The 24,338-nt window shown below is 47.7% G+C and carries 24 protein-coding genes and 1 pseudogene; 6 read left to right on the plus strand and 19 right to left on the minus strand.

What is annotated here, in order from left to right:
- Positions 1-21 precede the first annotated feature (21 nt).
- Both BMY11_RS13985 and BMY11_RS28880 read right to left on the minus strand, forming a co-directional pair.
- Positions 22-465 (minus strand): cell wall hydrolase, encoded by a 444-nt coding sequence (locus BMY11_RS13985; protein ID WP_090576956.1) that lies wholly within the window; start codon positions 463-465, stop codon positions 22-24.
- 54 nt (positions 466-519) lie between these two features.
- Positions 520-687 (minus strand): hypothetical protein, encoded by a 168-nt coding sequence (locus BMY11_RS28880; protein ID WP_177182638.1) that lies wholly within the window; start codon positions 685-687, stop codon positions 520-522.
- Between the two features lie 158 nt (positions 688-845).
- Here BMY11_RS28880 and BMY11_RS13990 point away from each other — a divergent pair, with 158 nt between their 5' ends.
- Positions 846-1,826, plus strand: a complete 981-nt coding sequence (locus BMY11_RS13990; protein WP_090576958.1) for an aldo/keto reductase — start codon at positions 846-848, stop codon at positions 1,824-1,826.
- 6 nt (positions 1,827-1,832) lie between these two features.
- On the plus strand, positions 1,833-2,996 hold the full coding sequence (locus tag BMY11_RS13995) for an acyl-CoA dehydrogenase family protein (protein ID WP_143069283.1): 1,164 nt from the start codon (positions 1,833-1,835) through the stop codon (positions 2,994-2,996).
- 148 nt (positions 2,997-3,144) lie between these two features.
- Here BMY11_RS13995 and BMY11_RS14000 read toward each other — a convergent pair whose 3' ends face one another.
- The 9 genes and pseudogenes from BMY11_RS14000 to BMY11_RS14035 form a co-directional block, all read right to left on the minus strand.
- Positions 3,145-3,852, minus strand: coding sequence for a PIG-L family deacetylase (locus tag BMY11_RS14000; RefSeq protein WP_090576961.1), 708 nt, complete (start codon positions 3,850-3,852; stop codon positions 3,145-3,147).
- Positions 3,849-4,160 carry a DUF1806 family protein gene (locus BMY11_RS14005; RefSeq protein ID WP_090576964.1) on the minus strand — a complete coding sequence of 104 codons (312 nt, stop codon included), beginning with the start codon at positions 4,158-4,160 and terminating at the stop codon, positions 3,849-3,851. The genes BMY11_RS14000 and BMY11_RS14005 overlap by 4 nt, the downstream gene beginning before the upstream one ends.
- A gap of 185 nt (positions 4,161-4,345) precedes the next feature.
- On the minus strand, positions 4,346-4,504 hold the full coding sequence (locus BMY11_RS28885) for a hypothetical protein (RefSeq protein ID WP_177182636.1): 159 nt from the start codon (positions 4,502-4,504) through the stop codon (positions 4,346-4,348).
- Between the two features lie 50 nt (positions 4,505-4,554).
- Positions 4,555-4,920, minus strand: coding sequence for a GOLPH3/VPS74 family protein (locus BMY11_RS14010; RefSeq protein ID WP_177182639.1), 366 nt, complete (start codon positions 4,918-4,920; stop codon positions 4,555-4,557).
- A 155-nt stretch (positions 4,921-5,075) separates the two neighbouring features.
- Positions 5,076-5,771 (minus strand): DUF4367 domain-containing protein, encoded by a 696-nt coding sequence (locus BMY11_RS14015; RefSeq protein WP_090576970.1) that lies wholly within the window; start codon positions 5,769-5,771, stop codon positions 5,076-5,078.
- A gap of 4 nt (positions 5,772-5,775) precedes the next feature.
- Positions 5,776-6,315: a sigma-70 family RNA polymerase sigma factor gene (locus tag BMY11_RS14020; RefSeq protein ID WP_256217471.1), complete on the minus strand. Its 540-nt coding sequence runs from the start codon at positions 6,313-6,315 to the stop codon at positions 5,776-5,778.
- Between the two features lie 166 nt (positions 6,316-6,481).
- Positions 6,482-7,087, minus strand: coding sequence for a pentapeptide repeat-containing protein (locus BMY11_RS14025; protein WP_090576976.1), 606 nt, complete (start codon positions 7,085-7,087; stop codon positions 6,482-6,484).
- Between the two features lie 103 nt (positions 7,088-7,190).
- A pseudogene (locus tag BMY11_RS14030) lies at positions 7,191-8,228 on the minus strand (LLM class flavin-dependent oxidoreductase).
- Positions 8,229-8,453: 225 nt separating this feature from the next.
- Positions 8,454-9,341, minus strand: a complete 888-nt coding sequence (locus BMY11_RS14035; protein ID WP_090577821.1) for a LysR family transcriptional regulator — start codon at positions 9,339-9,341, stop codon at positions 8,454-8,456.
- A gap of 117 nt (positions 9,342-9,458) precedes the next feature.
- Here BMY11_RS14035 and BMY11_RS14040 point away from each other — a divergent pair, with 117 nt between their 5' ends.
- A complete protein-coding gene (locus BMY11_RS14040) occupies positions 9,459-10,646 on the plus strand; it encodes an MFS transporter (RefSeq protein ID WP_090576979.1) in 1,188 nt (395 codons plus the stop codon).
- Between the two features lie 92 nt (positions 10,647-10,738).
- Here the strand turns inward: BMY11_RS14040 and BMY11_RS14045 are convergent, their stop codons facing one another.
- The 3 genes from BMY11_RS14045 to BMY11_RS29280 form a co-directional block, all read right to left on the minus strand.
- Positions 10,739-13,990: a carbohydrate-binding protein gene (locus tag BMY11_RS14045; protein ID WP_256217472.1), complete on the minus strand. Its 3,252-nt coding sequence runs from the start codon at positions 13,988-13,990 to the stop codon at positions 10,739-10,741.
- Between the two features lie 463 nt (positions 13,991-14,453).
- Positions 14,454-14,753 carry a phosphotransferase gene (locus BMY11_RS29275; RefSeq protein WP_256217473.1) on the minus strand — a complete coding sequence of 100 codons (300 nt, stop codon included), beginning with the start codon at positions 14,751-14,753 and terminating at the stop codon, positions 14,454-14,456.
- 47 nt (positions 14,754-14,800) lie between these two features.
- Positions 14,801-15,340 carry an aminoglycoside phosphotransferase/kinase family protein gene (locus tag BMY11_RS29280; RefSeq protein ID WP_256217474.1) on the minus strand — a complete coding sequence of 180 codons (540 nt, stop codon included), beginning with the start codon at positions 15,338-15,340 and terminating at the stop codon, positions 14,801-14,803.
- 308 nt (positions 15,341-15,648) lie between these two features.
- Here BMY11_RS29280 and BMY11_RS14055 point away from each other — a divergent pair, with 308 nt between their 5' ends.
- On the plus strand, positions 15,649-16,212 hold the full coding sequence (locus tag BMY11_RS14055) for a TetR/AcrR family transcriptional regulator (protein ID WP_090576982.1): 564 nt from the start codon (positions 15,649-15,651) through the stop codon (positions 16,210-16,212).
- A 154-nt stretch (positions 16,213-16,366) separates the two neighbouring features.
- Positions 16,367-17,779 (plus strand): MFS transporter, encoded by a 1,413-nt coding sequence (locus BMY11_RS14060; protein WP_090576985.1) that lies wholly within the window; start codon positions 16,367-16,369, stop codon positions 17,777-17,779.
- A 110-nt stretch (positions 17,780-17,889) separates the two neighbouring features.
- Here BMY11_RS14060 and BMY11_RS14065 read toward each other — a convergent pair whose 3' ends face one another.
- The 4 genes from BMY11_RS14065 to BMY11_RS14080 all read right to left on the minus strand — a co-directional run bounded on the left by BMY11_RS14065 (position 17,890) and on the right by BMY11_RS14080 (position 21,785).
- Positions 17,890-18,807 (minus strand): phosphotriesterase family protein, encoded by a 918-nt coding sequence (locus BMY11_RS14065; RefSeq protein WP_177182640.1) that lies wholly within the window; start codon positions 18,805-18,807, stop codon positions 17,890-17,892.
- 417 nt (positions 18,808-19,224) lie between these two features.
- Positions 19,225-19,689, minus strand: coding sequence for a hypothetical protein (locus BMY11_RS14070; protein ID WP_090576990.1), 465 nt, complete (start codon positions 19,687-19,689; stop codon positions 19,225-19,227).
- 91 nt (positions 19,690-19,780) lie between these two features.
- Entirely contained in the window at positions 19,781-20,677 is an 897-nt protein-coding gene (locus tag BMY11_RS14075; protein ID WP_090576992.1) for an AraC family transcriptional regulator, read from the minus strand.
- A 229-nt stretch (positions 20,678-20,906) separates the two neighbouring features.
- Positions 20,907-21,785, minus strand: coding sequence for a class I SAM-dependent methyltransferase (locus BMY11_RS14080; protein WP_090576995.1), 879 nt, complete (start codon positions 21,783-21,785; stop codon positions 20,907-20,909).
- 360 nt (positions 21,786-22,145) lie between these two features.
- Here BMY11_RS14080 and BMY11_RS14085 point away from each other — a divergent pair, with 360 nt between their 5' ends.
- Positions 22,146-23,111, plus strand: coding sequence for a zinc-dependent alcohol dehydrogenase (locus BMY11_RS14085; RefSeq protein WP_177182641.1), 966 nt, complete (start codon positions 22,146-22,148; stop codon positions 23,109-23,111).
- Here BMY11_RS14085 and BMY11_RS14090 read toward each other — a convergent pair.
- On the minus strand, positions 23,098-23,988 hold the full coding sequence (locus BMY11_RS14090; protein ID WP_143069271.1) for an AraC family transcriptional regulator: 891 nt from the start codon (positions 23,986-23,988) through the stop codon (positions 23,098-23,100). The genes BMY11_RS14085 and BMY11_RS14090 overlap by 14 nt on opposite strands.
- Between the last annotated feature and the right edge of the window lie 350 nt (positions 23,989-24,338).

Consider the following 24,338-nt stretch of genomic DNA (forward strand, 5'->3'; position numbering starts at 1 on the left):
GGGCTCTTTTCGTTAATTTGATTAAAAAGTATTGTATACATTTTCACATTCTGCACCGGTCGGTTCATAAAAACAGTGCTTCTTCCATCGTCCTACGAATGGCTGATTATACCAGGTTGCCGGACATGGCCCAGGATTATCGAACGATCCTGGACGGAAATACCATAAGGAGAATTTGGCTGGCCAATTCCGCTCACCATTCACCGCCCGTTGCGCCAGTCGGCGTTCCCTCTCTCTTGCATTTTGATAGTACATACCATGTTGCAACGCTTCGAAGGCATGCGGTTGGTTGATCATTTGAGGAATTGTCCGGATATCTTTAAAATCAGAGCAGTTCGCTCTTATTCGGTTAATGCCAACATTTCCAACAAGGAGCATGCCCATTTCGCCTTCGGTCTCAGCTTCAGCTCGAAGCAACCTCGCCAGCATATCAATATCCTGTTTTCTGGATTTTACGACAGCCATTGGCTCACCTCTTTAGATTTCTAGACTCATCATATTGTAGGTGAAGCGGATGTGTTACTCTGGCAAAATAGAAAGGATTACTAATGAATACATAGCGGTACCACATTCGCCACCCATCGGGCTTTGGTTGATGACTTTCCACCCATTCTCAAGCATATTATTCAATTCATCGAGATTGTTTTTCTTTTCGGAAATGTAATAAACAACGATTGCTTTCTGCATTTTTCAAGTCTCCCTTCCATAATTGATCTTGTAATTTACCGTATCCGATTCCGAAGGAAATTGTGATCCCATCGAAAAAACGTTACGATAGAGTTAACAGCTAGATTAGCAGACTCCGTTCGCCAAATCGATCGACGAATTCAGAGGAGGAATCGAATATGGATTACACACGCCTCGGCCAAACCGGCCTGGAGGTATCCAGACTATGTCTGGGCTGCATGAGCTACGGCATACCGTCAAGAGGATCGCATTCGTGGACGCTTGACGAAGAGCGAAGCCGCCCTTTCATCCGTAAGGCGATTGAGCTCGGCATTAATTTCTTCGATACGGCCAACGTTTACTCGGATGGCACGAGCGAAGAAATCGTGGGACGCGCGCTGAAGGATTTCGCCCGGCGCGAGGACGTCGTCATCGCGACCAAAGTTCACGGCCGCATGCGGCCAGGCCCGAACGGCGCCGGTTTATCGCGTAAAGCGATTCTAAGCGAAGTGGACGACAGCCTCCAAAGACTCGGCACGGACTATATCGATCTCTATCAAATTCACCGCTTTGATTCGCATACGCCGATCGAAGAAACGATGGAAGCGCTGCATGACGTCGTCAAGTCCGGCAAGGCCCGCTATATTGGCGCTTCATCCATGTACGCCTGGCAGTTTCTCAAAGCGCAGTTCACGGCGGAGAAGCACGGCTGGACCAAATTTGTGAGCATGCAAAATCATTTGAATCTGCTGTACCGCGAGGAAGAACGAGAAATGCTTCCGCTCTGCCAAGATCTCGGTGTAGGCGTTATTCCGTGGAGCCCACTGGCCCGCGGCCGCTTGACGCGAGGTTGGGACGAAATCAGCGAACGGTCGGAAACCGACGCGTTCGGCAAGACGCTATATACGTCCGCCGTCGAGTCGGACCGAGCGATCGTCGAACGCGTTAGGAGCATCGCGGCCGAGCGCGGGGTACCGCAAGCTCAAGTGGCACTGGCCTGGTTGCTGAGCAAATCCGCGGTCACGGCGCCAATCATCGGCGCGACGAAGCCCGAACATTTGGACGATGCGACAGCGGCGCTCTCGCTCTCGCTCACTGCAAGCGAAATCCATGAGCTGGAAGAACTGTACCAGCCACATCCCATACTGGGCTTCCAGTGAGCCATGATGAAACGATTCATTGACAGCCCCATCCGCAATGAAGAAGAACGGGACCGAGCCGCACTCGTCGAGCGGCTGGCAGCTCGATTCGCGGAACGTGCGCCCCAGTACGATCGCGAGGGCTCGTTTCCGTTTGAGAATTTTGCCGACCTGCGGGAGGATGGCTATCTCAAGCTGACCGTTCCTCGGGCTTTCGGCGGCGATGAAATCTCGCTGTACGAGTTCGTCTTATTGCAGGAACGGCTCGCTTACGGGGATGGCTCGACCTCGCTTGCCGTCGGTTGGCATCTCGGCCAAATCATGCATTTGCGCACGACCGGAAAGTGGCCGGCGGAGACGTTCGAGGCACTGTGTCGCTCAGTCGTAAAGGACGGCACGATGATCAACACGTTTGCCAGCGAAGCGTCCTCCGGCAGCCCGAGCCGCGGCGGCCGTCCAGAGACGACCGCGGTTGCCGCGGACGGCGGTTGGCGGATTTCGGGACGCAAGACATTCAGCACGCTGTCGCCGATTCTCGATCGTTTCGTCGTGTCCGCCTATATCCCGGACGAAGACTGTACGGCCGATTTTCTCGTCCATCGGTCGGACCGGGTATCGATCGTGGAGACATGGGACACGATCGGGATGCGTGCGACGGGTAGCCATGACGTCGTGCTTGACGGGGCCTTCGCCGGTGCGGACAGCCGGCTGACCGGCAAAGGCACGGATGACGGCGGTGGTTGGCTGCTGCATATTCCGGCCTGCTACATGGGTATCGCCCTCTCCGCGCGCGACTATGCACTTGCATTCGCACGCACTTATAAGCCCAATTCCTTGGATAAGCCAATTGCCACCCTCCCTTCTGTTCAACAGACGATCGGGGAGATGGAGATCGAGCTTCGTACCGCCCGCACGCTGTTGTATGCGGCAGCCGAAAGATGGGATAAGGAACCTGCGGAAAGAACCGCGATGAAACCTGAGCTCGGATTAGCGAAATATACGGTCACGAACAACGCCATCCGCGTCGTGGACTTGGCCATGCGTATCGTTGGCGGCACCAGTCTGTCGCGTGCGAATCCGCTAGAGCGCTATTACCGTGACGTCCGCGCCGGCTTGCACAACCCCCCGATGGACAGTTCGGTCATCCAGACATTGGCCTCGTCCGCGCTTGATGAAGGTTCGCATTCGTAGGTAAGCCGCTGCAGATGATGCACGGCCGACGCCATCACGCAGCTTATTGACATTGAAGCAAGGCGCTTTCGGCGCTATTAGAGCGAACACACAAGCCGCTAGATTCTACTAGCGGCTTCTTTGCCGTTCATGAACGCAAACACAACAACTAAAACAAATCGTCATTTGCCTGCTGCGGCGTGTTGACATCCCCTTTCAGGAAATATTCATACTTCCCGAACCGAGACAGCGCAGCTTTATCGGATTGCCATACCCATTCGTCGATTTCGGTCTGACAGCGGTGAGCGCGGAACGCGGCAAGCTTAGCTACGTTGTGCGCCTGGACGTCGATACGGACGACGTCCTTTTTGGTGTACTTATATTTCTCAGGATGCTCCAGCGCGTCACCGAACGTTATGAAGTACAGCTTGCTCTTGTCCGCCGAACGCCGGAAGGCAGCCGTCGCGGCTTTGCCGATCGCGCAGTGGTCCGGATGTCCGCCGTATTGTTCATGGAACGTCAGCACGACGTCCGGCTCCACTTCGCGGATAAGCGCTTCGATGCGCTCAATAAGTGATGCTTCGTCCTCGAATTCAACGGTTTTGTCGCGGATACCGAAGAAGATCAGCCTACCGATGCCCAGGCAGTCGCATGCTTCTCGCAGCTCCTGCTCGCGAGCGAGGGCCATCGATTCGCGATTGAGGTACGGCGGGTTGCCCATTCGGCGGCCCATATCGCCCTTTGTTGCGCTTACTAGCGTGATCTCGACGCCTTCAGAGGCGTATTTGGCCAGCGTGCCCCCGCAAATAAACGACTCGTCGTCCGGATGGGCGAATACCGCCAGCAGCTTGCGTTTCGGCGCTTGTTCATGGTTCATTCTGCAAACGGCTCCCTTCCTAGATGCAGCGCGACGTTCATACGCCCTCTGTCATCATAGCCCGCCAGCAGTAGGCGGCCCAGCCCATCCACCTCGAAATGAGTGAGCGCTTCCATCCGCAGCCAGCCGTGCCCGTCGAATCGGAGCGCGGCGCGGAAGGACCCTTCCCCCGCGATAAAAGCGTGCGTTACCTGTACCTTGAAATTGCGGACGAATACGAACGATGTAGCTTCGCTGTGGATATAAGCCTCTGACCCGACGAATTTTCGGAGCTCGGCTTCCACTTCCATTCTATTAATAGGGATCATGGTACAAATCTCTTTTCTTTAGGGATTTTGATTTCCAGCTTATTGTAACATGTGAGGCATGCCGTGTTCGAATGCCTCCTCGATTTTGGCGGATGATCAGGCTTCGAGGTTTGGAAACTTAAAAAAATCTCGCAGAGCCTACGTCTGCGAGATTTCTTGTGTTTTGAATCATTGTGAACTGTGTTTTAGTGGCCTTCCACAATTGCTTTAATCGCATCGAGCGGCAGCTTCGGCTCGCGGTCGTAAGTCAAGAGTCCGTTAATTTCTTGTTCCACGTCCGTCAGCTGCGTGTAGCAGAAACCTTGCACGACGCCAGCCAGATACTCAGCTCGAATCTTCTCCACGATGTGGTTCAGCGTATTTGCTACATCCGAATATTTTTTTACTGGATGAACTAATAAAACACCGTATTTTCAATCTCTAGAACTCCTTTATCTACAAGACTCTCTACAACCAATTTATATATTTCTTTTTGTCTGTAGTAAAAGTAAGAAACCCACTTCGTTAGCTTCTTTGGTTTCTCAGCAGCCATAATTTCGATTAATCTATCCAGATATTTTTCTCCTGTGGATGCTGAGTCTGATATTCTGACCGTATCATCGTCTTCGAATGTAACGTTGCCATTGATAGAAAGCTCCATGATACAAGCGATTAACGTATACAAGGCAACATGCATTCGAAACATAGACTTTAGTTTATTGGTTTCACGATCTAGTGCAAGTAAGACAAACTCTTGGGGAATTGATAAATGGTTTAACATGGTCATGTCATCCTCTCGAAGTTTTTACATACTGCTTATTACTTACTACTTATCACTTTTGATATTGTGCGAAATATAAAAAGTCAAAGGAATCCTTCTTTCATATGACAAAAGAAAAAACCGTCCTAATGGACGGTTTTCATCTAATAATCCCCTTACTGTACAGACTCTGCAGCCTTCCTTGCTTCAACGCCAGTCAGATTGCCTACAATCGAGTACTGGACATCGTCGACCATCCAATACAATTCCGTGAGCTCTGGCTGTTCAAAAATGAGTCCGTTATTCCCGCCAATCTGCGTCTTGGTGAACAGATCAGTCGGAAATGCTGCTTGCATACGGCTTACGACATACGTGATCGTCTTATCGCCAGATCCATACGTGAAATTGATGTCCCTCGCCAGTTCGCCTGCCATCCCCACCGCAGAAATCTCCTTGAGTGTGAAGCCTTCTGGCAATTCGCTCGGGACGAGCAGTCCTGGTCCGAAAGCTTGCTGAGCTTCTTCCACCGTATTTAGATTCGATGTTACCAATTGGGACAGCTCTGATCCAGTCACACCTTCATTAGTCGAGGGTACATCTACATTGCCAATTTGATTCTGAGCAGGCGACTGCGCGGACGGCCCTTGAAACACCAGAATGCCAGCAACAATGAGAACTACCGCAGCCATTGCCGCAATTCCATTCATCCATGCTTTCGAGAATATGAACATGCGGCGCTTCTTCTCCACAGCTGCTTGCTGCCGGATCTTCTGCTTTAATTGATCACTTAATTCAACTGTAGCAAAGAGCATCTCATCCGACTCCTCTCGAAATTGCCGACCTAATTTATGATCCTGATCCATGTTTGTCATTTGTCTATTCCTCCTTATCCATTCTCCGGGCGAGCGCCTCACGCGCTCGATGCAGCCTGCCACGGACCGTTCCTTCGGGAGACTGCGTTGCAACCGCAATCTCCTTCGTGCTTAGCTCCAAATAATAATACAGATACAATACTTCCTGATAGGGTAAAGGCAAGCACAGCACATGCTGCAGCACCTCGCTCTTCTTCAGCTGTTCAAGCACTTGATCCTCGACGCTGATCGTTCGTCCGAGCTCCATATGACTGAGGTCTGTCGGCTGCTCTGTGAACATCCGAACACCCATTTTGTCTCGACATACATTGACTGTAATGGTTGTCAGCCACGTTTTAACGGCGCTGTCCCCCCGAAACAATGACCAATTACGATACGCTCGCAAAAATACTTCCTGGCTAATATCCTCAGCGAGATGACGATCACCTGTATAGAAATAAGCGGTGCGCATCACGACGGAACCGAACGCTTCCATAAGCTGCTCAAGCGCTTGCGCGGGGTCTTTCCTAAAGTTTTCATGGGATTTCAAGCCGGCCGGCTTCACTATAACCACCTCCAACCTATTAGACGGCATGAGTAGTCAATCCGCTTCATCGAGCAGAAAATCATTTTCGGCACCGAAAGCTTCACCGTAAGAATAACAAGACGAAGTGATATAACAAACAAGGGCTTGCTCGTAATGAGCAGCCCTTGTTTTATTGTTGCCTCCATTAACCTACTTTAGCACCGTAAGCGAGGGTAAACAGCACCGTTTGCTCCCTATCCATTCGCATTCCTGTAACGGTGAGTGATTTGAAATCCACTCCTTCCATCTTTGCCCCTCTTACATCTGCGCCATGCAGCTTCGCATTGGCGAGTATCGCCATCGTCAGATCACAATCTCGTAGGTCGGCCTTTTCTAAATTGGCTCCTGATAAGTCAGCTTCATGAAATTTAACCCCACGCAAATCCTGTCTGACTAATTTGGAATGCCTCAAATTTGTATAGGACCAGTCACCTTTAATAATAGAGATTCCATCCATAGTGGCGCTGGAGAAATCCGAACCTGTCATTTTGCACGCAACAAATTTCGATACGAACAGGTTAGCTCCGTTAAAACGACAATTCTCAAATGCGGTTTCATTATGAATAGAACCATTTAACGATGCCCCGCGAAAATCACATTCTATAAACCGACAGTTGCTGGAGACAATTTCATTTAATGTTCCATTCGCGAACGAGCACTGATTAAACGTACAACTTGTTAGCTCGCCATACTTTAAATCTTGTGAGCCAAATTCTACTCCTGTATATTGCTGATTGCTATACTGAAACATAAGGTGCCTCCGTAAAATAGTTATTTTCAAAGTGAAAATCACCTTTTTAATATAGCATACGGAAGTCAAGTACCTGTCTGATCCTCATGAATAGTCAAGTGTATTATTTTTTCGCGAGCTTCTCCCGGATGATCGGCGCGACTTCAGTACCCATCAATTTGATCGCGTTCATGACCTGGTCATGCGGCATGGTGCCCACTGGCATATGCATGATGAACCGTGAGAAACCCAGTTGTTCGCCCATAAACAAGATTTTATCGGCTACAGTCTCGGGATCTCCGACGTACAAGGCGCCTTCAAGACCGCAAGCGGAGTCGAAGGATTCACGGTTATAAGAGCTCCAACCGCGCTCGCGGCCGAAATAGTCCATCGACGCCTTGGTCGGCGGGTAATACTGTTCCGCTGCGAGCGAATTGCTTCCTGCGACGAAACCGAGGGAGTGAAGCGCGATGCGAAGCTTCGATGGATCGTGGCCAGCGCGAGCTGCCGCGTTCTAGTAGAGCTGTAGGACAGGCGCGAATTTCAACGGGTTTCCGCCAATGATCGCCAAGACCAGCGGCAGGCCTAGTGTGCCGGCGCGAATGGCCGACTCCGGGTTGCCCCCACTTCCGATCCATACCGGCAGCGGGTCCTGGACTGGACGCGGATAGATCCCCAAATTCGTAAAGGCCGGACGATGCCCGCCTCTCCAAGTGACGTGCTCCGAGTCTCTGATTTTTAGCAGTAATTCAAGCTTTTCTTCAAACAGCTCCTCATAATCGTCCAGATCGTAGCCAAATAGCGGAAACGCATCGACCAGGGACCCGCGGCCCACTATAATTTCAGCTCGCCCGTTCGAGATACCGTCCAACGTCGAAAATTGCTGAAAGACGCGTACTGGATCTGCTGCGGAGAGCACCGTAACCGAGCTTGTCAGGCGGATGTTCTTGGTCATCGGGGCAGCGGCGGCCAGCACCATGGCTGAAGCGGAATCCGCGAACTCCTTCCGATGATGCTCGCCGATGCCGAAGATATCCAAGCCGACCTTGTCCGCAAGTACAATTTCTTCAACGACCTCACGTAAACGTTGAGCGTGGCTCATCATTTCACCCGTTCTGGGGTCTGGCGTTGTTTCCACAAAAGTATCGATGCCTATTTCCACTTGTAATTCCCCCTTATCCGTCTTACCTATCTACTAAATGATCAAACTATGGGCTCATTCTACCTTCTAGTAGATAGTAAATCAATTCAATTTTAGTTCCTTATTATGGCTTCTTGTACGCTCGAAGCATGAAAAAAACCGCGATTTTCGCGGCCATTTCATGAGATAACGTTGGACCTCCTGTGCTTTAATTGAGCTTGCCCAAATTCGTTTCTTATTATGGAATTAATTGGTCTGTTTGGATATGGTCTCGAAAAATGCTACAACGATCTCGCGAAATTCCAATGCAGCCGGCGATAGATATCGACTCTTATGCCACAACAATGCGATTTCCCGTACCACTTCGTGAGTCTCTACCTGGAGATAATGGATTTGGGCTCGTTCATTCCTCGCCGTGCTTGGTATGAAGGCAATGCCAATCTCGGCTTCCACCAGATTGACCAACCTCGCCGGTTCATCCCCCTCGTACACGTAATGAGGTGCAAATCCGACTGATCTGCATACCGCATCCATTAGATCGCGCGTACCGAAGCCGACCTTTACTCCGACAAACCATTCATCCCTCAGCTCGGTCAAGGATACGCTGCTTCGATCTGCCAACCAATGCCCCTTTGGAACGGCCACAAGGATGGGGTCGATGTACACGATTTGACATTCGATGTCATCTCGTTCGATAGGCGGCGAGGACAAACAATAATCGACCTCACCTCTTTCCAGAAGCATAACCATTTCCTGTGTAGTCAGCATTTGCACATGAAATTGAATATTGGGCCGCTTTTTTCGAAATTCACGAAGAATGCCCGGTAATACACTTGCGCTAGTCACCCCTAATTCAAGTGTGCCATGATCGGGGTTGAGTAAGTCGTTAAGCTCTAGCTTGCCCTGCTCCAATTCGAACAAAGCCCTTTCTGTTCGTCGAAGAAAGCTTCTTCCGAACGCATTCAATTGCAGCTTCCTGCCTTTTCGATCAAATAGCGAGACTCCTAGATCTTCCTCAAGACGTTGAATCGTTTTGCTTAATGACGATTGCGTGACGTGCAGACTCCGGGCAGCCTCTGTCACATGCTCCGAACGAGCTACCGCGAGAAAATAGTACAGTTGAAGAAGTTCCAAACTCGCACGCTCCATTCATTCCTTCTAGTCAATGTGAATATAGCATGCAATGCGTTGGAATAAATAATGGATATCAAGTACGATGGCAATAACAGTTCATAGAAAGGATGGAACATCATGAATCGTAAATTCGTTGTTTATCTCGTTGCGTTTGCTGCATTTCTCGGGCCGTTCACGCAAACGATCTACACCCCGGTGTTACCGGAAGTTGCCAGTCAACTCCACTCCACCTCATTCGTCGTAAATTTGACGATTTCCGTGTTCACCTTATTTCTTGCCATCATGCAGATGATCTATGGTCCGCTTACTGACTCGAAGGGGCGCCGCAAAGTCATGCTGTTCGGAATATCGCTGTATGTTATCGCTTCGGTCGGGTGCTTCTTCTCTGAAAATATTGAGCTGCTCATATTCTTCCGAGCGTTGCAAGCTATCGGAATTGCAGCGGGATCCGTTGTTGCCGTTACGGTCATCAGTGACTTGTTCGATGGAAAAGAACGCGGCCAAGCGATGGGAACCTTTCAGATGTTGGTTTCGCTTGGCCCTGTGCTCGGGCCGGTCATCGGCGGCTTCTTAAGCGGTTTGTTCAATTTTCACTCAGTGTTTCTAGCTCTTGCAGCAACAGGATTGCTTGTTCTAATTTTCAACTACCTGTATTTGAAGGAAACGAAGCCGGACACCGTCGAAGTAGGTCGCTTTCAACTGCGGGATTTTGCAGCGATTCTTCAGAATCGGATCGGATCGTCCATCATTTACCTTGGCTTTATTCAGTATTATGTGTTCTACGATTTTCTTGTTTTCCTGCCAAACATCTTAAGCGATCGTTACGGCTTATCAGCAGAGCAAAAGGGACTGGTATTTCTGCCGATGTCACTCTGTCTCGTGGTCGGTAGTTATTTAGGAGGAAAGTTCCAATCACGGATTGATGGAGAGAAGCTTCTTGTTCTGACGACTTATTTAAATGCGATTTCGGTGTTGTTTTTCATCATTTTTTATTCATTTTCATTAGCTTGGCTGCTGGCAGGAATTATACTCTTCGGATTATTCCTCGGGCTCTCGCTCCCCGTTCAGACAACGCTGCTGACCGGAGCTTTCACGAAGAACCGTGCAACGGCCGTTGGAGCGTATAACTTTTTCCGTTATATGGGAATGGCTTGCAGCCCGATTGTTGGCAGTCTAATCTACAATATCGGCGGCTATTATCTGCTGTATGGTTTTATCGTGTTCGTATTTCTGGCTTATGCTCTGCTGTTGTCGCGACGTCTCCTTGGCGCACAAGCAAATAGTCCGTCCCTTGAAAAGGGTTAAATGACCATATGGAAGAGACGCATCGAATTTGTCCAGCACAGTGGTCAATTCGATGCGTCTCTTCTCTTTTACCCGTTAATCACTGTCCTCGCCTACCAGCTTCCAATAAGCGATTGCGCATCCGTATTTAATACGGACTTCGCCTGATCCGAAATGTTATTCTTTTTCTCCTTGTTAACCTGATCAATGAATTTGTTCATAAACTTAATCGCTTGATCATGCTTGCCTTTGTCTAATTGATGCTGCGCCTGATCTAGGCTGTTCGTCAGCTGTGAAGCCAATGAACTACTTATTTCGTTAGCTGCTTTGTATTTGGCAACGAGATTAGTCAGACTACCGATACTCGTCTGTACCTGAATAGATATCGTCTTCTGAAGCTTATTCCCTGCCGCATCCTCTACCTCAACAGTAACGCTCTTTGTTCCGAGCTGTCCAGCCAGCCCGACTCGAATATCACGCGAAGGGCCCGAAGTTAACGATAACGAATACTTCTTGCCGTCAAAGGTCACACTTGCCGATTTAATAGCAGTCTGGCCATCTCCTGCTTGTAAGCGGAGGTACTTGTCATCATCTACTACTGCTCCATCTGATATAGCAGCTCCATTCACCGTCAAGGCATAGACAGGCGCAGCATTCGCGTCTACCGTAATACCCGCGGATTCATTACCAGATTTGTCTGCGGTACTGAACCGGAGCGTGTAGTTCTGATCTGCTTCAATGCCAGTAAACACAACTGTCTGAACGCCACGTTTGATCTCGCGTACATCTCCAACCTGCTCACCGTCACGTAGCAGCGTGATGTTCACGATGTCACCATCAAGATCATACGGACCATCCCATAACACAGTCATTTCGCTGCTATTACGGGTTACTTGAACGTTCTCTACCTCTCCTGGCGCTGTATCATCATCGACAGGCTCAGGTGCCGGAGGTTCCGCCGTGAATACGGATACATTACCAAAGGTGAATTTATCAAAGTTGTATAACCAGTCATTGCCTTTGAACAATAGATAGACGAGATGCTTACCCGTTACAGGAGCCGTTACTTGGCCGTCAAACACCTTGAACGTCTGCCAACCGCCTGTTCCACCTACCGTGGCAGTCGCTATGACAGGTCCGTTAATACCGTCGATACGTGCCTCTATCGTTCCTCCGTTTGTTGCACTTGCTGCCTGGATATGGAATTCGGTCGGGCTTGTATTGCCAAAATCAATGTAGTTGTACATCGCATACGGATTGTTCGGGCCATATACACCTGCCAAGTAAGTCTGATTACCACCGTTTTCCGTACCTACTTGTACACTGTTGGTGAAATTTTCTGCTTCCAGCTTGCTGTAGGCATCTCTTGCTTTACCTTTTATCGTAGAGAAGGTAAACCAGTCCAGATTGCAAGGATAGTCGCTGCCGTCTGTTCCATGGAAGATCAGATACACATCGTGAATACCAACCGCCTTCGTATCATCAATAATTGAGGTGATGTCGACCCAATTCTGCCAGCTGCCGAGTGCCGGGATGTCGATCACACCTGCCGTAGGACCATCGAGACTGTCGAGTTTCACTTCAACGGAGCCGCCCTGATTACCACTTGTGAGGTGCAACGTTATACCTGCCGCTCCGGAGCCAAAATCAATATCGCTATAAGAAGCATAAGCATTATTGTGAATACCGTCAGCAAATTGTCCGCTACTGTCAATGCCTAGCCCTTCACTGCTTACAAATTGCTCTGCCTGCAGCTTGGCATAAGCATCGGTCTTCGTCGGATCGGACTTCGTAAATTTGAACCAGTTCAGATTGAACAAGTAGTTATCGCTCGTTTTCTTGAATACGAGATATACATTATGGACGCCAGTCACTGAGCTGGTCGTGCCTTGATCGTCTTTTAGCAGCGTTCCAGCATCAATGAAATTATTCCAGCCGCCGGTGCCTTCGACATGTAATGTGCCTACCTTCGGCCCATCAACTGCATCCAGCCTGATCTCGATATTACCGCCGCCCGTACCGCTTGATGCACGAGCAATGAAACCGCTTGCACCTTCACCCGTACCAAAATCCACATTTTTATAAGCGGCATAGTAGCCGTTCTGAATCCCACCAAGCTGGAGCGAGCCTTCAATGCTGTCTTCCATTCCTGGACCTTGAACGATATTATAGTTCTCCGCTTCGATCTTGCTGTAAGGATCTTTGCGTGCATATTCCAGCACATTGGCATGAGGATCGAGTACCGTCAAAGCTTGTACAGCCGCAGCTGAGCTCCATGATTCAAACGTGCCTGACAGCTGTTGTCCCGCCCAATTGCCATCCACTAGATTGGCATTATTACGGTGGCTCCATGCCATATCCGTATTGAAGGCAAGCCATTCGTTATAACCTTCGGCAAAAGACTGATACGTGCTCTCCTCGCGCGTATTTACAGCCTGCTGAAGATAGCCGAGATTACGAACGAGTATCGTTTTGCCACCCTTCAAGTCTCCATTAGGGCCTTCATAGCGCAGCAGCTTATTAGCATCCACCAGTCTCTCTTTCGTAAAGGTGGCTGCATCGATGGCATCATCAAGATAGATCTTGTCTCCAGTTACCTGATATAGACCAACGGCTGCTCCAATGAACGTACCTTGATTATAATGAGTAGCATCCGGGACTGGCCCTCTCTGCGTCTCGATCCGGTCAAACACTTTTCCGTTCCCGTCTGTCAGCATCGTTTTACCCCAACGGTAAATCTGCTCCGCTGCATCCAGATAACGCTCGTTCTGAGTCGCGTTATACAGGAACACAGCTGCTTCTGCAGCAGGGAAGTTAATGCAGGCATTTTTCGTAGTACGGTCATCACTCTTCCACCAAATGCCGCCAGCTGCAAATTCATCGTCCCACTGCGTATCATAAACATAATTAAAATAATATTCCGCTCTCTCGAGATATTTCGGGTCATTCGTAATCTGATAGGCTCTTGCGCTTCCCATCGCCCACCACATAATATCGTCGTTAAACGTGTTATTCTTCCAGTCCTGTCCATACTTCGCTACAGCCCCGTCATATACATCGTCAATCTGGGCACGCAACTTCGCTTTAAGAACCGGATCGGTGGCTTCTAGGTAAGCATCCATGACAAGCTCCCACAGCTCTGCCTCCACCCAAAAGTCTTGATATCCGTCATGATTAGAGGTTTTCCAGAAATACTTGGCATTTGCATCCCAGAATGTAGCATTATACGACTCAATCGCTGTTTTGGCATCCGCAGCTTCGAAAGCATGAGCACGGGGTACTCCATTTGGCATTAACGGTGTAATCGAAAGCGCAAGTGCAATGGGCAGAACAATAAGCTTAGGTATCTTGATTTTACTGGTCAATTACAGTCCTCCTCTATATTTGACTACACTAAAAGCCAATTCGCATACGGACATACAATCGGCTTCAGTCACCTAATCATATAGAATATATTAATATTATGTCAATATAACAGAGACAATTATATCCATAATACTATATATAAATGGTATATCATGTTATGTTAATTGAGCAAAAAGAACTACTTTCCATAAATTTGTCGAATGTAGTCGACGCAAAAAAACCGCGATAAACGCGGCTGTCCATGAGTACTGTTATTATCTGCTACCTTGAAGTCAGCTAAATATTTCTTTTTTCAACCTCAAAGGGTTCTTCACACGAGTAAATATCATGGAAAAACCCCATATACGGGATATCGTATTCCAGACATCGGATACGATATGACAACTCCTCATCACAATCCGGCACTTCGCCGTTGTTACGCATGACCTCGAATGCATCAACAATATTTTCCATGAGGTTTACTTAGATAAATATTGGCAACATTTCCAACATCGAATTGTCGATCTCGGTCTCGGATTTGTATCCTGCGAGGGCTGTTTCAAAGTAATCATCCATGAATCTTTTACGTTTACCGGCGTCTGGTTCGAACTGTATCCAGCCCATTCCTAGTGTCCAGAGGCTCGCCAAGTCAAACATATACCAACAGTAACAACAATTATCGAAATCATATACGGTTATTTGTCCGGTATCAAAATCTATCGAATAATTCCCATCGTTGTAATCAAAATGAACCACACCGAAAGAAGCACAGTTCCTGTCCAATCCTTCTAAGGTGTGAAGGAGCTCAAACAGCTTCTCCCTCAGCAGAGTTAACGAACCGGGAAGCAGTTTATCGATAAATTCAGCATTGATTTTTCAAAGAAGCTATACCGACGCGAGCCAGGACGATATTCTTGTGATAATTGGTGTATTTTCCCCAGGGCTTTACCGCAATTATAATAATATTCATTAATTGGAGCGCCTTCGCGGTACCGGTAACTATTTTCCACGAGCATTTTACCCTTAGCCTTATCAAACAAGCAGATAAAATAGGTATGATTATTATGGGTGATCTCTTCCAGCAGATTCCCCTTCTGGGAACTGACTACATCGGAGACACTTCCGCCATGCTCGAACAAATACCTGATATACTCAACTTCGCCCAGAAAATCTTCCCGGCTCCTGTCATTTAAGAAGGAGATTCTGAGTATTTTTACGTCGGCGCCTTCTTTCTCACAGGTATAAACGACATTCCGCCCTCCGGAATGTGCCTTAATAGGCTTGGTTAGATAGCCTTCCAACCCGTACAGCTCAGATATCAATGGAATTAAATAAGCATCAGCGATATTAACAACCTCGTTATAAGTCATAAACTCCTCCTTTAGCTACTACCTGTACAAGTGCGATATTTAAACTTCATTACAATCCCAATTACCCAAAATTTAACATCCCGTATTGGGGTATTGCAATAGAAATTTCCTTCGTTGTCCATTAGAACGTACTCGACTTTTATTCCTTTCGTCTCAAGTGCCTTATATACCATAACTAGTAATATTATGCAAATCCTCTTTGAAATCCTCCCACTTGCCTAATTGTTCGTAAGGTCGTTGACAGACACTTGTACCATATGTTATTAATTTATTAGTCAATAAATAACGCTTAAGGTGGCACATTCGAAATGACATCCAAAGAAGACGCTTCCCTAAACCGCAAAGAACAGATCCTTGATGCTGCTGCAACTCTCTTTGCAGAGAACGGCTATTACAAGACGACGACTGCTAAAGTCGCAGAGGCCGTTGGCGTTACCCAACCTTACGTATTTCATTTTTTCAAGACGAAAGAATCGTTGTATCTAGCTGTCTTAGAGCGCGCCTATCAGCGCATTCTGTATGCGTTCAGCTCCGTTCAGGCGCCGCCAGATATGCTGCAGGAAACAATGGGCAAAGCATTTATCGATTTGCTAGCCGATCACCGGGATGAGATCCTATTGATTATGATGGCATATACGACTCCCGAGCCTGCGATTCGTATCCATACACGCAGTCAAATGGAGATGGTCTACGATCGCGTCTTGAACCGGTTCACGCAAGCCGGACTTGCTGAGCCTAAGCAAAAAGCGAGCAACTTCATCAGCTTCGGTCTCCTGATTGCAATGTCGGAAACGCTTGACCTACCGTATCTGTGTCGATGGCGGGAGAATGATCCAGAGAATCACGAACATCAACGGAACGACACTGTTTGAGTGAAGTAATGACGCGCAGCGGACTTTTTTCCATGACTTTGTGTCAAACGATCCCGCTGCGTATTGTTCGGCGAAGAATTTATTTATTGATAAATAATTAAGCTTTTACAGCTAATTATTTATTTATTAATAAATAACAAAAGGAGTGATATCATTGTTTACATCCTCACGTGTCAAACTGCTCACCATCACCTGTGCTGCGCTATTCATGGCAATGCTCGACAATCTCGTCATCGGTGTCGCGCTGCCCGCGATTCAAAAATCATTTCAAGCCAGTATCTCCGACCTGGAATGGTTCATGAACGCTTACACTCTCGCGTTCTCCGTCTTGCTTATCCCTTTCAGTGTCCTTGGTGAACGTTTTGGCCGCAAGCGGATGTTCCTGACCGGCATTGTGCTGTTCACGTTCGGCTCCGCTCTCTCCGGTATTAGCGAAAGCTCAATTCAGCTTATACTATCCCGTGCACTCCAAGGCATCGGTGGCGCTGCGGTCGTTCCACTTAGTCTGACGCTCGTCAATTCCGCATTTCCTCCGGAAAAAAGAGCGGTCGCACTCGGAATTTGGTCTGGCATTTCAGGACTCGGCTTGTCCGTCGGGCCGCTTGTCGGTGGTCTGATCGTCAACGGCGCTCCTTGGCAGCTCATATTCTGGGTCAACGTTCCCGTTGGTGTCCTGGCCTTCTTACTTGGCATGCGCTGGCTGCCTGAAGCACGTGGCGAACGCAAACCGGTCAATGTGCCCAGCATTTTAATCCTTGGAGCTGGTCTGTTCGGTATCGTTTTCGGACTCGAACGCGGCAATAACGACGGTTGGGAATCCGCACTCGTCCTCTCCTATCTTGTCGGCGGCGCGGCGCTGCTAGCACTATTCTTTCTGTGGGAACGCACCCGCAAATATCCTCTGATCCGCTTTGAGCTCTTCCGCCGTTCCAAATACACCGGCCTCGTTCTGGCTAGCTTCTGGATGAATGCCGGCATCTTCTGCGCCATCTTCCTGCTCACGCTATTTCTTCAGCAAGCGCAAGGCAATTCCGCGCTGGAAGCCGGCGTACGAGAGATGGTATGGACCGGCTGTACCATGCTGGCCGCGCCACTTGCAGGTCTGGCGGTTGGGAAGCTCGGCACCCGCACCGTTCTGCTGACTGGTTTACTGCTCCAAGGAGGCGCACTGCTCGGATTCGGGCTGCAAATTCTCGATCTAGGCGTCGATTTTCCGTTTGGCTACATGGTTCCGTTCATGATAATGGCCGGAACCGGCATGGGACTGAGCTTCACCCCGCTCTCGCATGGCGTCCTCTCCTCGGTACCAGAATCAGCCGCAGGTGAGGCAAGCGGTGTTAACAACGCGATGCGCGAGCTCGGAGGTGTGTTCGGCATCGCCATCGGTGGTCTCGTCTTCCAATCCGGCGCTGTTATCCAGTCACCAGCCGACTTCGGTGACCACATTGTGCCGGCGCTCTTTACTGGCGCAGCCATGACTTTGCTCAGCGTACTCAGCGTTCTCGTCTTTTACAGCAGAAGCAAGCAGGCGGCTCGCCATTCGCGAGCTGTTAATGAGCTCGGCTGATACTGGGTTTTCATATAAATCACAAAACCATCGTCTTATTAAGGCGATGGTTTTGAATGGTAATGCTCCGCGTGCCTCTACCAAACGTTAGTACGATCTGGTATTTGTTGCTAGGATCGCCTACTCATAGCCTGAAAGGCATGGCTAGTAACGCATTCCTCAAGCCACTGTGGATCGAGCCTCCCAGCCACTGCTGCAGGGAAAAAGTCAGTAAATAAGTGATGATAAGGACGCATATTGCCGCCTTTGTCCTGTCCTACATTATACCAACCGGTATCCTGAGACAACAGCACTCGGTCACCGACGCCGCTGTCTAGTAATTGACCTAGCAGATCCACATGCTCCTCATACGTCCCCGGCAGAATGGAGTCGATTGAGATCCAACCTCCGGCCTCCGCAAGCCGCTTGTAGACATCAGTGACTTTGAATGTTTGCGCATGCACCCAAATGAATCGATCCTGTTCGAACTGCGCTAGTTTCATAATCTCGTAGGCGTGCATGGCGACTTCAGAGCCTATCGTATGACATTGAATCTGCAGGCCGGTTTCCAGTGAGGTTCGCATAGCTGCACGGAGGATTTTCAATTGCATATCGTCGATTGCTGCTCCGTCATTAAGCGCGATTTTGATATAACCCGGGTACACCCCGCTCTCTCCAATGCCGTCCCTTGCTTCACGAATCCATATATCGGCTAGGTCTCTTTCTGAAATCTCATACACGAAAGAAGGCAGATACGGCTTCTTGTAAAATCCGGTGTTCGTAATTAGATGGACTCCAGACAGTTCTGACAACCGCCGCAAAATGTAAGGGTCCCGTCCTAAATACTCCGGTGCACAGTCCACCATCGTGCTGCATCCGGCTTCCTTCAACTTCAACAAAAACGGAAGGATGGACGTGACCACCTCGTCACGGTCATACATATCCGGTGTAAGCTTGCCGTCTTCCACAAACCCAACGAGCACATGCTCATGTTCTAATATTCGTCCAGCTTCCAGCGCAGTAATTTGACCTGTAACCGTTTGCAACAACGAAAGCACCTCTTTTCGTGAATCTGGTTTTCTTGCATTTCACTACCAAGGTTGTATTCGCGAAATGATTGAGCTATCCTGCCAAATTGGAATAACGTACGATTTACTTACCTAAAACGTTCGTATGAATGGATATTCTGGTCAAAATGAGCAACTACTCCGTACACTTCTTGCCCCTCCAAATCAAATGAATCATCCCCGTCGTAGTTCAATCTTTGCTCGACTCGAAGACAAAGACAGGACCATTCCAGTTTTCATTATGTAGCAATTTCTCTTGATAGTCGTTGTTCTTTTTATATTCTGCAATGACTCGTTTCCAGAAAGTGTAAGCAGGCTGGTTACCGACTGTTTGCCTTACTTCCCATGTACCGGCGAACCGATTAAAGAGTGAGTGGCTAATTCGACTTCAATATTCATTTATGCCCTCCTGTTTCTACCTTGACTAACGCTCACATACTGATCTAGGTTCTCCTTGCTTTCACTGTCCCATAGAATGACCCAGCAATCCGCGAAATCTAGACGCTGCATGGCTTCGTGACGATGATTGCCATCCCGAATCGAAAGATGCCCGTCCACAAGTTGAACGATCAACGGCGGATATGACCAGCCTTTGCGATAGAGCTCCATCAGCTCTGCTACATGCATGTCCCAGCTGCCCTGCGAGACGCAATATTCCATCTCCGCTTCCGGGCCGCAGCACCGGATAAGCTCTTGAAGCGGTAAACGCACTGGCCCCGTCCAATATCTAGGCTGAAGCTTAAGCCCTTCAGAAAATGGCTCGTTACCTCCCGCCGTCTTCAGAAAAAGGTGTACCCACTCTTCGATGCAGCCGTGCTCAGCAAATTCGATCGCCTCTTCGGTTGTAAATGATAAAGGTAACATTCAGTAATCCCCCTCTTGATCAATCCAAAATACAGCAGCCGGTTATTTGACCGGCTACTGTCTCTAAATAAATCTATTTCGCGCGCTATAGTCATTTACTTTCGCCAAGTATTTTTTTGATTGGAATCCAAATTTCAGTTTTGAAATCCGGCTTACTGAAATCAAAACTTTCATACCAAAGTATTTCTGGTCCATCTGTCATTTCATATCCGGATGTGGGAAACCATTCCGAATAAATTCGGCCCCATGTATCCTGTGTTTCATAGGGTCGTTTCTCGATCGTTGTAAATACAACCCACGTAGAAGCTTCAACTGGCAATACATCAAATCTTGTTTTAAAACGGTCGGGCATTGGTTCTTCCATCGCGATGCCTACAACTAAATCCAGTTCGGTCCCCTCAACTTGCTTGTCATCGTAATTTGAATATGCATTGAGTATGCCTCTCGGCTCAATCTTGGTGTATTCCGTTAATACCAGCAAATCTTCCTGCTTCAACTTTTTCCATACATTTGCGGTATGAGGGTTCGGACCGTTGTAAATCAAAGGAATTCTCCCCCGGGCACCCATCATATAAAACTCACCTTTTTCAACGATTCTGTAATTCATTTCATATCCTCCTTTTAGTGTTAGTTGGAAGGTTAAAGGAGGGAATGTTTTAAGGATAACAGCATCTTTCCGTGCGTGTGATGGACTAATACCATGCATGGCTTGAAATGCCTTACTGAAAGCATCGGGTGATTCATAACCAAGTCTGAATGCGATATCAATGATTTTTTCATTACCAGCTTGTAGGATGCTTGCTGCATACGACAATTTTCTTTTGCGGATGTATTCACTCAATGACATACCTGAAACGTACGAAAATATCCGTCTAAAATGATATTCGGAGCAGCATGCGATTCTCGATACGTGTTCAAAATTCATTTCATCGCATAAGTGCTCTTCGATATACTGCATCGCGTCATTCAGCTGCTTCATCGTATTCATCCCATAACCTCCCTTCATCCATAATATAACGGTTATTTATGCAAGAAACCCGCTAATCGAGATATGAGTTTTGACTGTTACATTTGCATATTACTTCAACGATATTTTATCACGAATCACTCAGCTGAACTGCCTGTTACTTCAATGTAACAAGGTGAAGCTGCCGCTGGCAAACTGCTCCTTGTTCGTTCAGCTCATGTACCCGTTAGCACAATTAAATGGCTACTCCCTATCGTTCAACGATTCCAGTAGTTATCTTCATATTTGGGGCATAGGTGAGGAAGACGTCTTTGTTAAAAGCTTGTGACAAGAACGACTCCAGCCTGTACTCTTTCTGACCTTCTTCAAAGCTAGCGCCACGGTTCTGCAAATTTGTAATAAACGATTCTTCTTCCCCCGGATCAGCCCCAAAGCCGCCCTCCTTTAAAGAATTGTATAATGCTCCGTTTTCTTCAGAATCAGATTTAGGATTTAAAAAATTCACCCTATCACTGACTCTGCATTCAATTTGCCTAACCCCTAGCTGACTTAAATAAATGGGCAGCTTTATCCCTACATTACCGTCTTTCCCACTCCGCTGTGCATCTCTTTCAAATAACTCCTGGAGGAACCCTAGTTGAACTACATCTGATGGATAGTGGCCGTCAAGATAGTAGCTCGCCATGCTTGAGATCCAATGAGGTTCAAAGCATATGATCCTGCCTTGATCCACTAAACAATTTATCATTTTTCGCAAAATTTCCTTCGGATTTTCCACATGCAATAAAAAGGCGTGGCAAACGACAACATCGTACTTTGGATCAAAGTCCATTTCCTGAATATCACCAAGGATAAATTCTGTTTGAAATGGAGCGTTTTGAAATGTTTCTTGTGCATAATCAATTAACTTGCGACCAGCATCTACACCCGTATACGTGGACCCCTCTGGGAGCAGCGGCATTAGCTTGGTCCCTAAATATCCATAGCCACAACCGAAATCGATGATCCGAACAGGGGATGAAATGTTCCAAACGCTTCTTAGAAGGAAATTCAAATAATCATCATTGTAATTCAACCATCTAGTTTTGCTTAAATATTCAATTTTATTGTCCCAATAGTAATCGTCCATTCGGATATCTCCTTCTGTGCAAAAATAAATTTGCGCCGCGGTCGCATGATTACAATACAATCTATGTGAAAAAAGAAATAGACTTATGTTGAAATTTTATATAGACTATTATTTATCTATGGCAATTTTAGGAAGCGTTTTTAACCGGCATATCATTATGCCGGTTTTTTCTGTTTTATATTGACCCTTACTTCGATAAAATGGCAGCTGATCCTGTGATCGGCTGCCATCGTTTTGTTCTGAATATCATACCCATCAAGATTATTTTCGCCAACATACCCGTTATTTTCGCCATCGCAACTAGAAGAGATCATCCTTACAATGGAAGCGAAAGCCTACTTCATAAAGGGGTGTGATCTTGTGTCCAATCAAATGATGAATGCTCTTGCGGTTACCATCCTTGGAAAGAAGGCAGAGTTGATTTCGTTACCAATACCGGTTGCCGACGCCAACTCGATCGTTATTAAAACCGCCTACTCCAGCGTCAGTATCGGTACGGAGATGTGGATTGCGGAAGGGAAACGAAACGATTATGGTTCGGTACCCTTCGTAAACGGTTACCAAGCAACTGGGAAGGTCGTTGCAATCGGTCCCGGAGCGGAAAGCAAGGTTAAGCTCGGCGACCCGGTTGCCGTCTTCTGTTCCGGAGCCCACTCGGAATATGTCAAAGCTCCAATCGATCTCGTCCATAAGTTGTCTAGTGCGGACTCCATGCAGACATGCTCCATGTTCGTACAGCCAAGCGTTGCCGCAAACGCGTGGAATCTGGCAAATCTGCAAACCGGCGATATTGCCTATGTTGTAGGACAAGGGCTGGTCGGACAATGCGCATCTATGATCGCGAAGCTTCGTGGCGCGTATGTAATCGCTTCGGATATTTCGGAAGATCGTCTGATACGCTCTCGGGCGAATTGTGCCGACTGGGTGATTAACTCTACGGAGGAAAATGCGCTAAACGCGATACTCCAGCAATTTCCTGAAGGTGTTGATGTGGTTGCAGAGTCGACAGGCTTTACAACGCTGTTGGATGACGCTATGTCCGCTTGCCGCAGGAAAGGAACCTTTGTCTTCCTCGGATGGTATCCGGATCGGGCGAGCTTTCATTTCCAAACACCGCACGAAAAACAGTTAAGCGCCGTCTTTCCCTGTTTTATTGGCGATAGACCGGTAAGAGAAAGCGTAATCCGTTGGATCGAAGAAGGAAAGCTGAACATGAGAGCGCTCATATCGCATGAGCTTCATTGGAGCGAAGCGGAACATGTTTATAATCAACTATTTACTCCTGAGCGTAATTCCTATAACGGAATTACGATCAAGTGGGATTGAGGTCCCGATAAACCTGCGGGGATACCTCTTTCAACTTGCGGAAAGCCGAGAAAAAGGTTTTATAATCGGCATAGCCTACCTCTCGAGCGATTTCTCCAAGTGACTTGTCCGTATTCCGGATCAGCCTGCTGGCTTCTTCGATCCGCATCTGCTGGCCGTACTGATAGACGGTAATGCCCGTCGTCTCTTTAAACAACCGCGCAAAATAGTTTTTACTAAAGAAAGATTTGCGAGCCAACTCCTCGATATCGATTGATTTCGCATAGTTAGCTTGAAGATGCCTAACTGCGGATTCAATCATGGACAAGCTGCGGCGAGGGTGAGGATTCTCCAGCTCCTCCCCTTTCAAGTGAAGCACGCGCATAATGTTGACGATAAATCGAATCAAATGCGATCGTAGAATAGCCTGATATCCCGAAAGAGCGTTCTTGTACTCTTGAATCATATCATCTAGAAGAGGATCGATTTCGTTCAGGTTCCCCATAGAAAGCCGTAATCCGACCATCTGCGATTCATCCTCCCATAAGCCCTCGAATAAGTAAGACAAAGAAAGGCTGGAAAAGTCGTCGAAGGGCAGCAACCTATCATCAATAAATCCCGGTTTAAAAAGTAGATTATAAGTAATTAATTCATCGTCCGTTTCGCCCCGATAGAAAGCATGCTTATTTCCGTCATTGATGATAAAAACATCGCCGCGACCTACCTGGTATTCCATCTCCCCGATCCGATGAAACCCGGAGCCACTATATACATAACAAATCTCAAGAAAATCATGAGAATGATAATACCTGTGATCCCGGTCTACTTCTGCATGACGAACAATACTGAAAAGCTCCCCGGGACGAAAAAAAGATTCCCCGTATAGAATCGTATTCACTCCATACACCTCACCATGGTAGTATCTTCCCTTATTGTACCATACGCGATAAACCGAGTTTCGTTGAGCTATATCTGCCAGTTACCTCAACAAAAAAAGAGACCCACAGCAACGGGCCGTGGGTCTAAGTTATATTAATAGGGGGTTGAGTTTTATTATAGACGCACTTCATTAAGGGGAGATGAAGATAGCATTTCAATCGTGTTACATTTACTGAATAATTGCTCTCTATTAACTCTAATATGTAACCAGAGACTATACTTCGAATGCTCTTTCTTCTAATTCCCGTTCGGTCCAACCACATGTAATCCAGGTCGCATATGTTTTAGTAAAGGTACTTAAGGCAGGTG

Origin of the sequence: Paenibacillus sp. OV219 (genome assembly GCF_900110075.1) — a bacterium.
Lineage (GTDB): Bacteria > Bacillota > Bacilli > Paenibacillales > Paenibacillaceae > Paenibacillus_Z.

What these genes read in the sequence shown, in the direction of transcription:
- BMY11_RS29280 (WP_256217474.1), bottom strand. Translation starts at nt 15,340, where the DNA reads ATGACTTATAACGAGGTTGTTAATATCGCTGATGCTTATTTAATTCCA.
- BMY11_RS14070 (WP_090576990.1), bottom strand. Translation starts at nt 19,689, where the DNA reads ATGTTACCTTTATCATTTACAACCGAAGAGGCGATCGAATTTGCTGAG.
- BMY11_RS13985 (WP_090576956.1), bottom strand. Translation starts at nt 465, where the DNA reads ATGGCTGTCGTAAAATCCAGAAAACAGGATATTGATATGCTGGCGAGG.
- BMY11_RS14080 (WP_090576995.1), bottom strand. Translation starts at nt 21,785, where the DNA reads ATGGACGATTACTATTGGGACAATAAAATTGAATATTTAAGCAAAACT.
- BMY11_RS14010 (WP_177182639.1), bottom strand. Translation starts at nt 4,920, where the DNA reads ATGTTAAACCATTTATCAATTCCCCAAGAGTTTGTCTTACTTGCACTA.
- BMY11_RS14005 (WP_090576964.1), bottom strand. Translation starts at nt 4,160, where the DNA reads ATGATCCCTATTAATAGAATGGAAGTGGAAGCCGAGCTCCGAAAATTC.
- BMY11_RS14075 (WP_090576992.1), bottom strand. Translation starts at nt 20,677, where the DNA reads ATGAATACGATGAAGCAGCTGAATGACGCGATGCAGTATATCGAAGAG.
- BMY11_RS14055 (WP_090576982.1), top strand. Translation starts at nt 15,649, where the DNA reads ATGACATCCAAAGAAGACGCTTCCCTAAACCGCAAAGAACAGATCCTT.
- BMY11_RS13995 (WP_143069283.1), top strand. Translation starts at nt 1,833, where the DNA reads ATGAAACGATTCATTGACAGCCCCATCCGCAATGAAGAAGAACGGGAC.
- BMY11_RS13990 (WP_090576958.1), top strand. Translation starts at nt 846, where the DNA reads ATGGATTACACACGCCTCGGCCAAACCGGCCTGGAGGTATCCAGACTA.
- BMY11_RS14040 (WP_090576979.1), top strand. Translation starts at nt 9,459, where the DNA reads ATGAATCGTAAATTCGTTGTTTATCTCGTTGCGTTTGCTGCATTTCTC.
- BMY11_RS14025 (WP_090576976.1), bottom strand. Translation starts at nt 7,087, where the DNA reads ATGTTTCAGTATAGCAATCAGCAATATACAGGAGTAGAATTTGGCTCA.
- BMY11_RS14015 (WP_090576970.1), bottom strand. Translation starts at nt 5,771, where the DNA reads ATGACAAACATGGATCAGGATCATAAATTAGGTCGGCAATTTCGAGAG.
- BMY11_RS28880 (WP_177182638.1), bottom strand. Translation starts at nt 687, where the DNA reads ATGCAGAAAGCAATCGTTGTTTATTACATTTCCGAAAAGAAAAACAAT.
- BMY11_RS14000 (WP_090576961.1), bottom strand. Translation starts at nt 3,852, where the DNA reads ATGAACCATGAACAAGCGCCGAAACGCAAGCTGCTGGCGGTATTCGCC.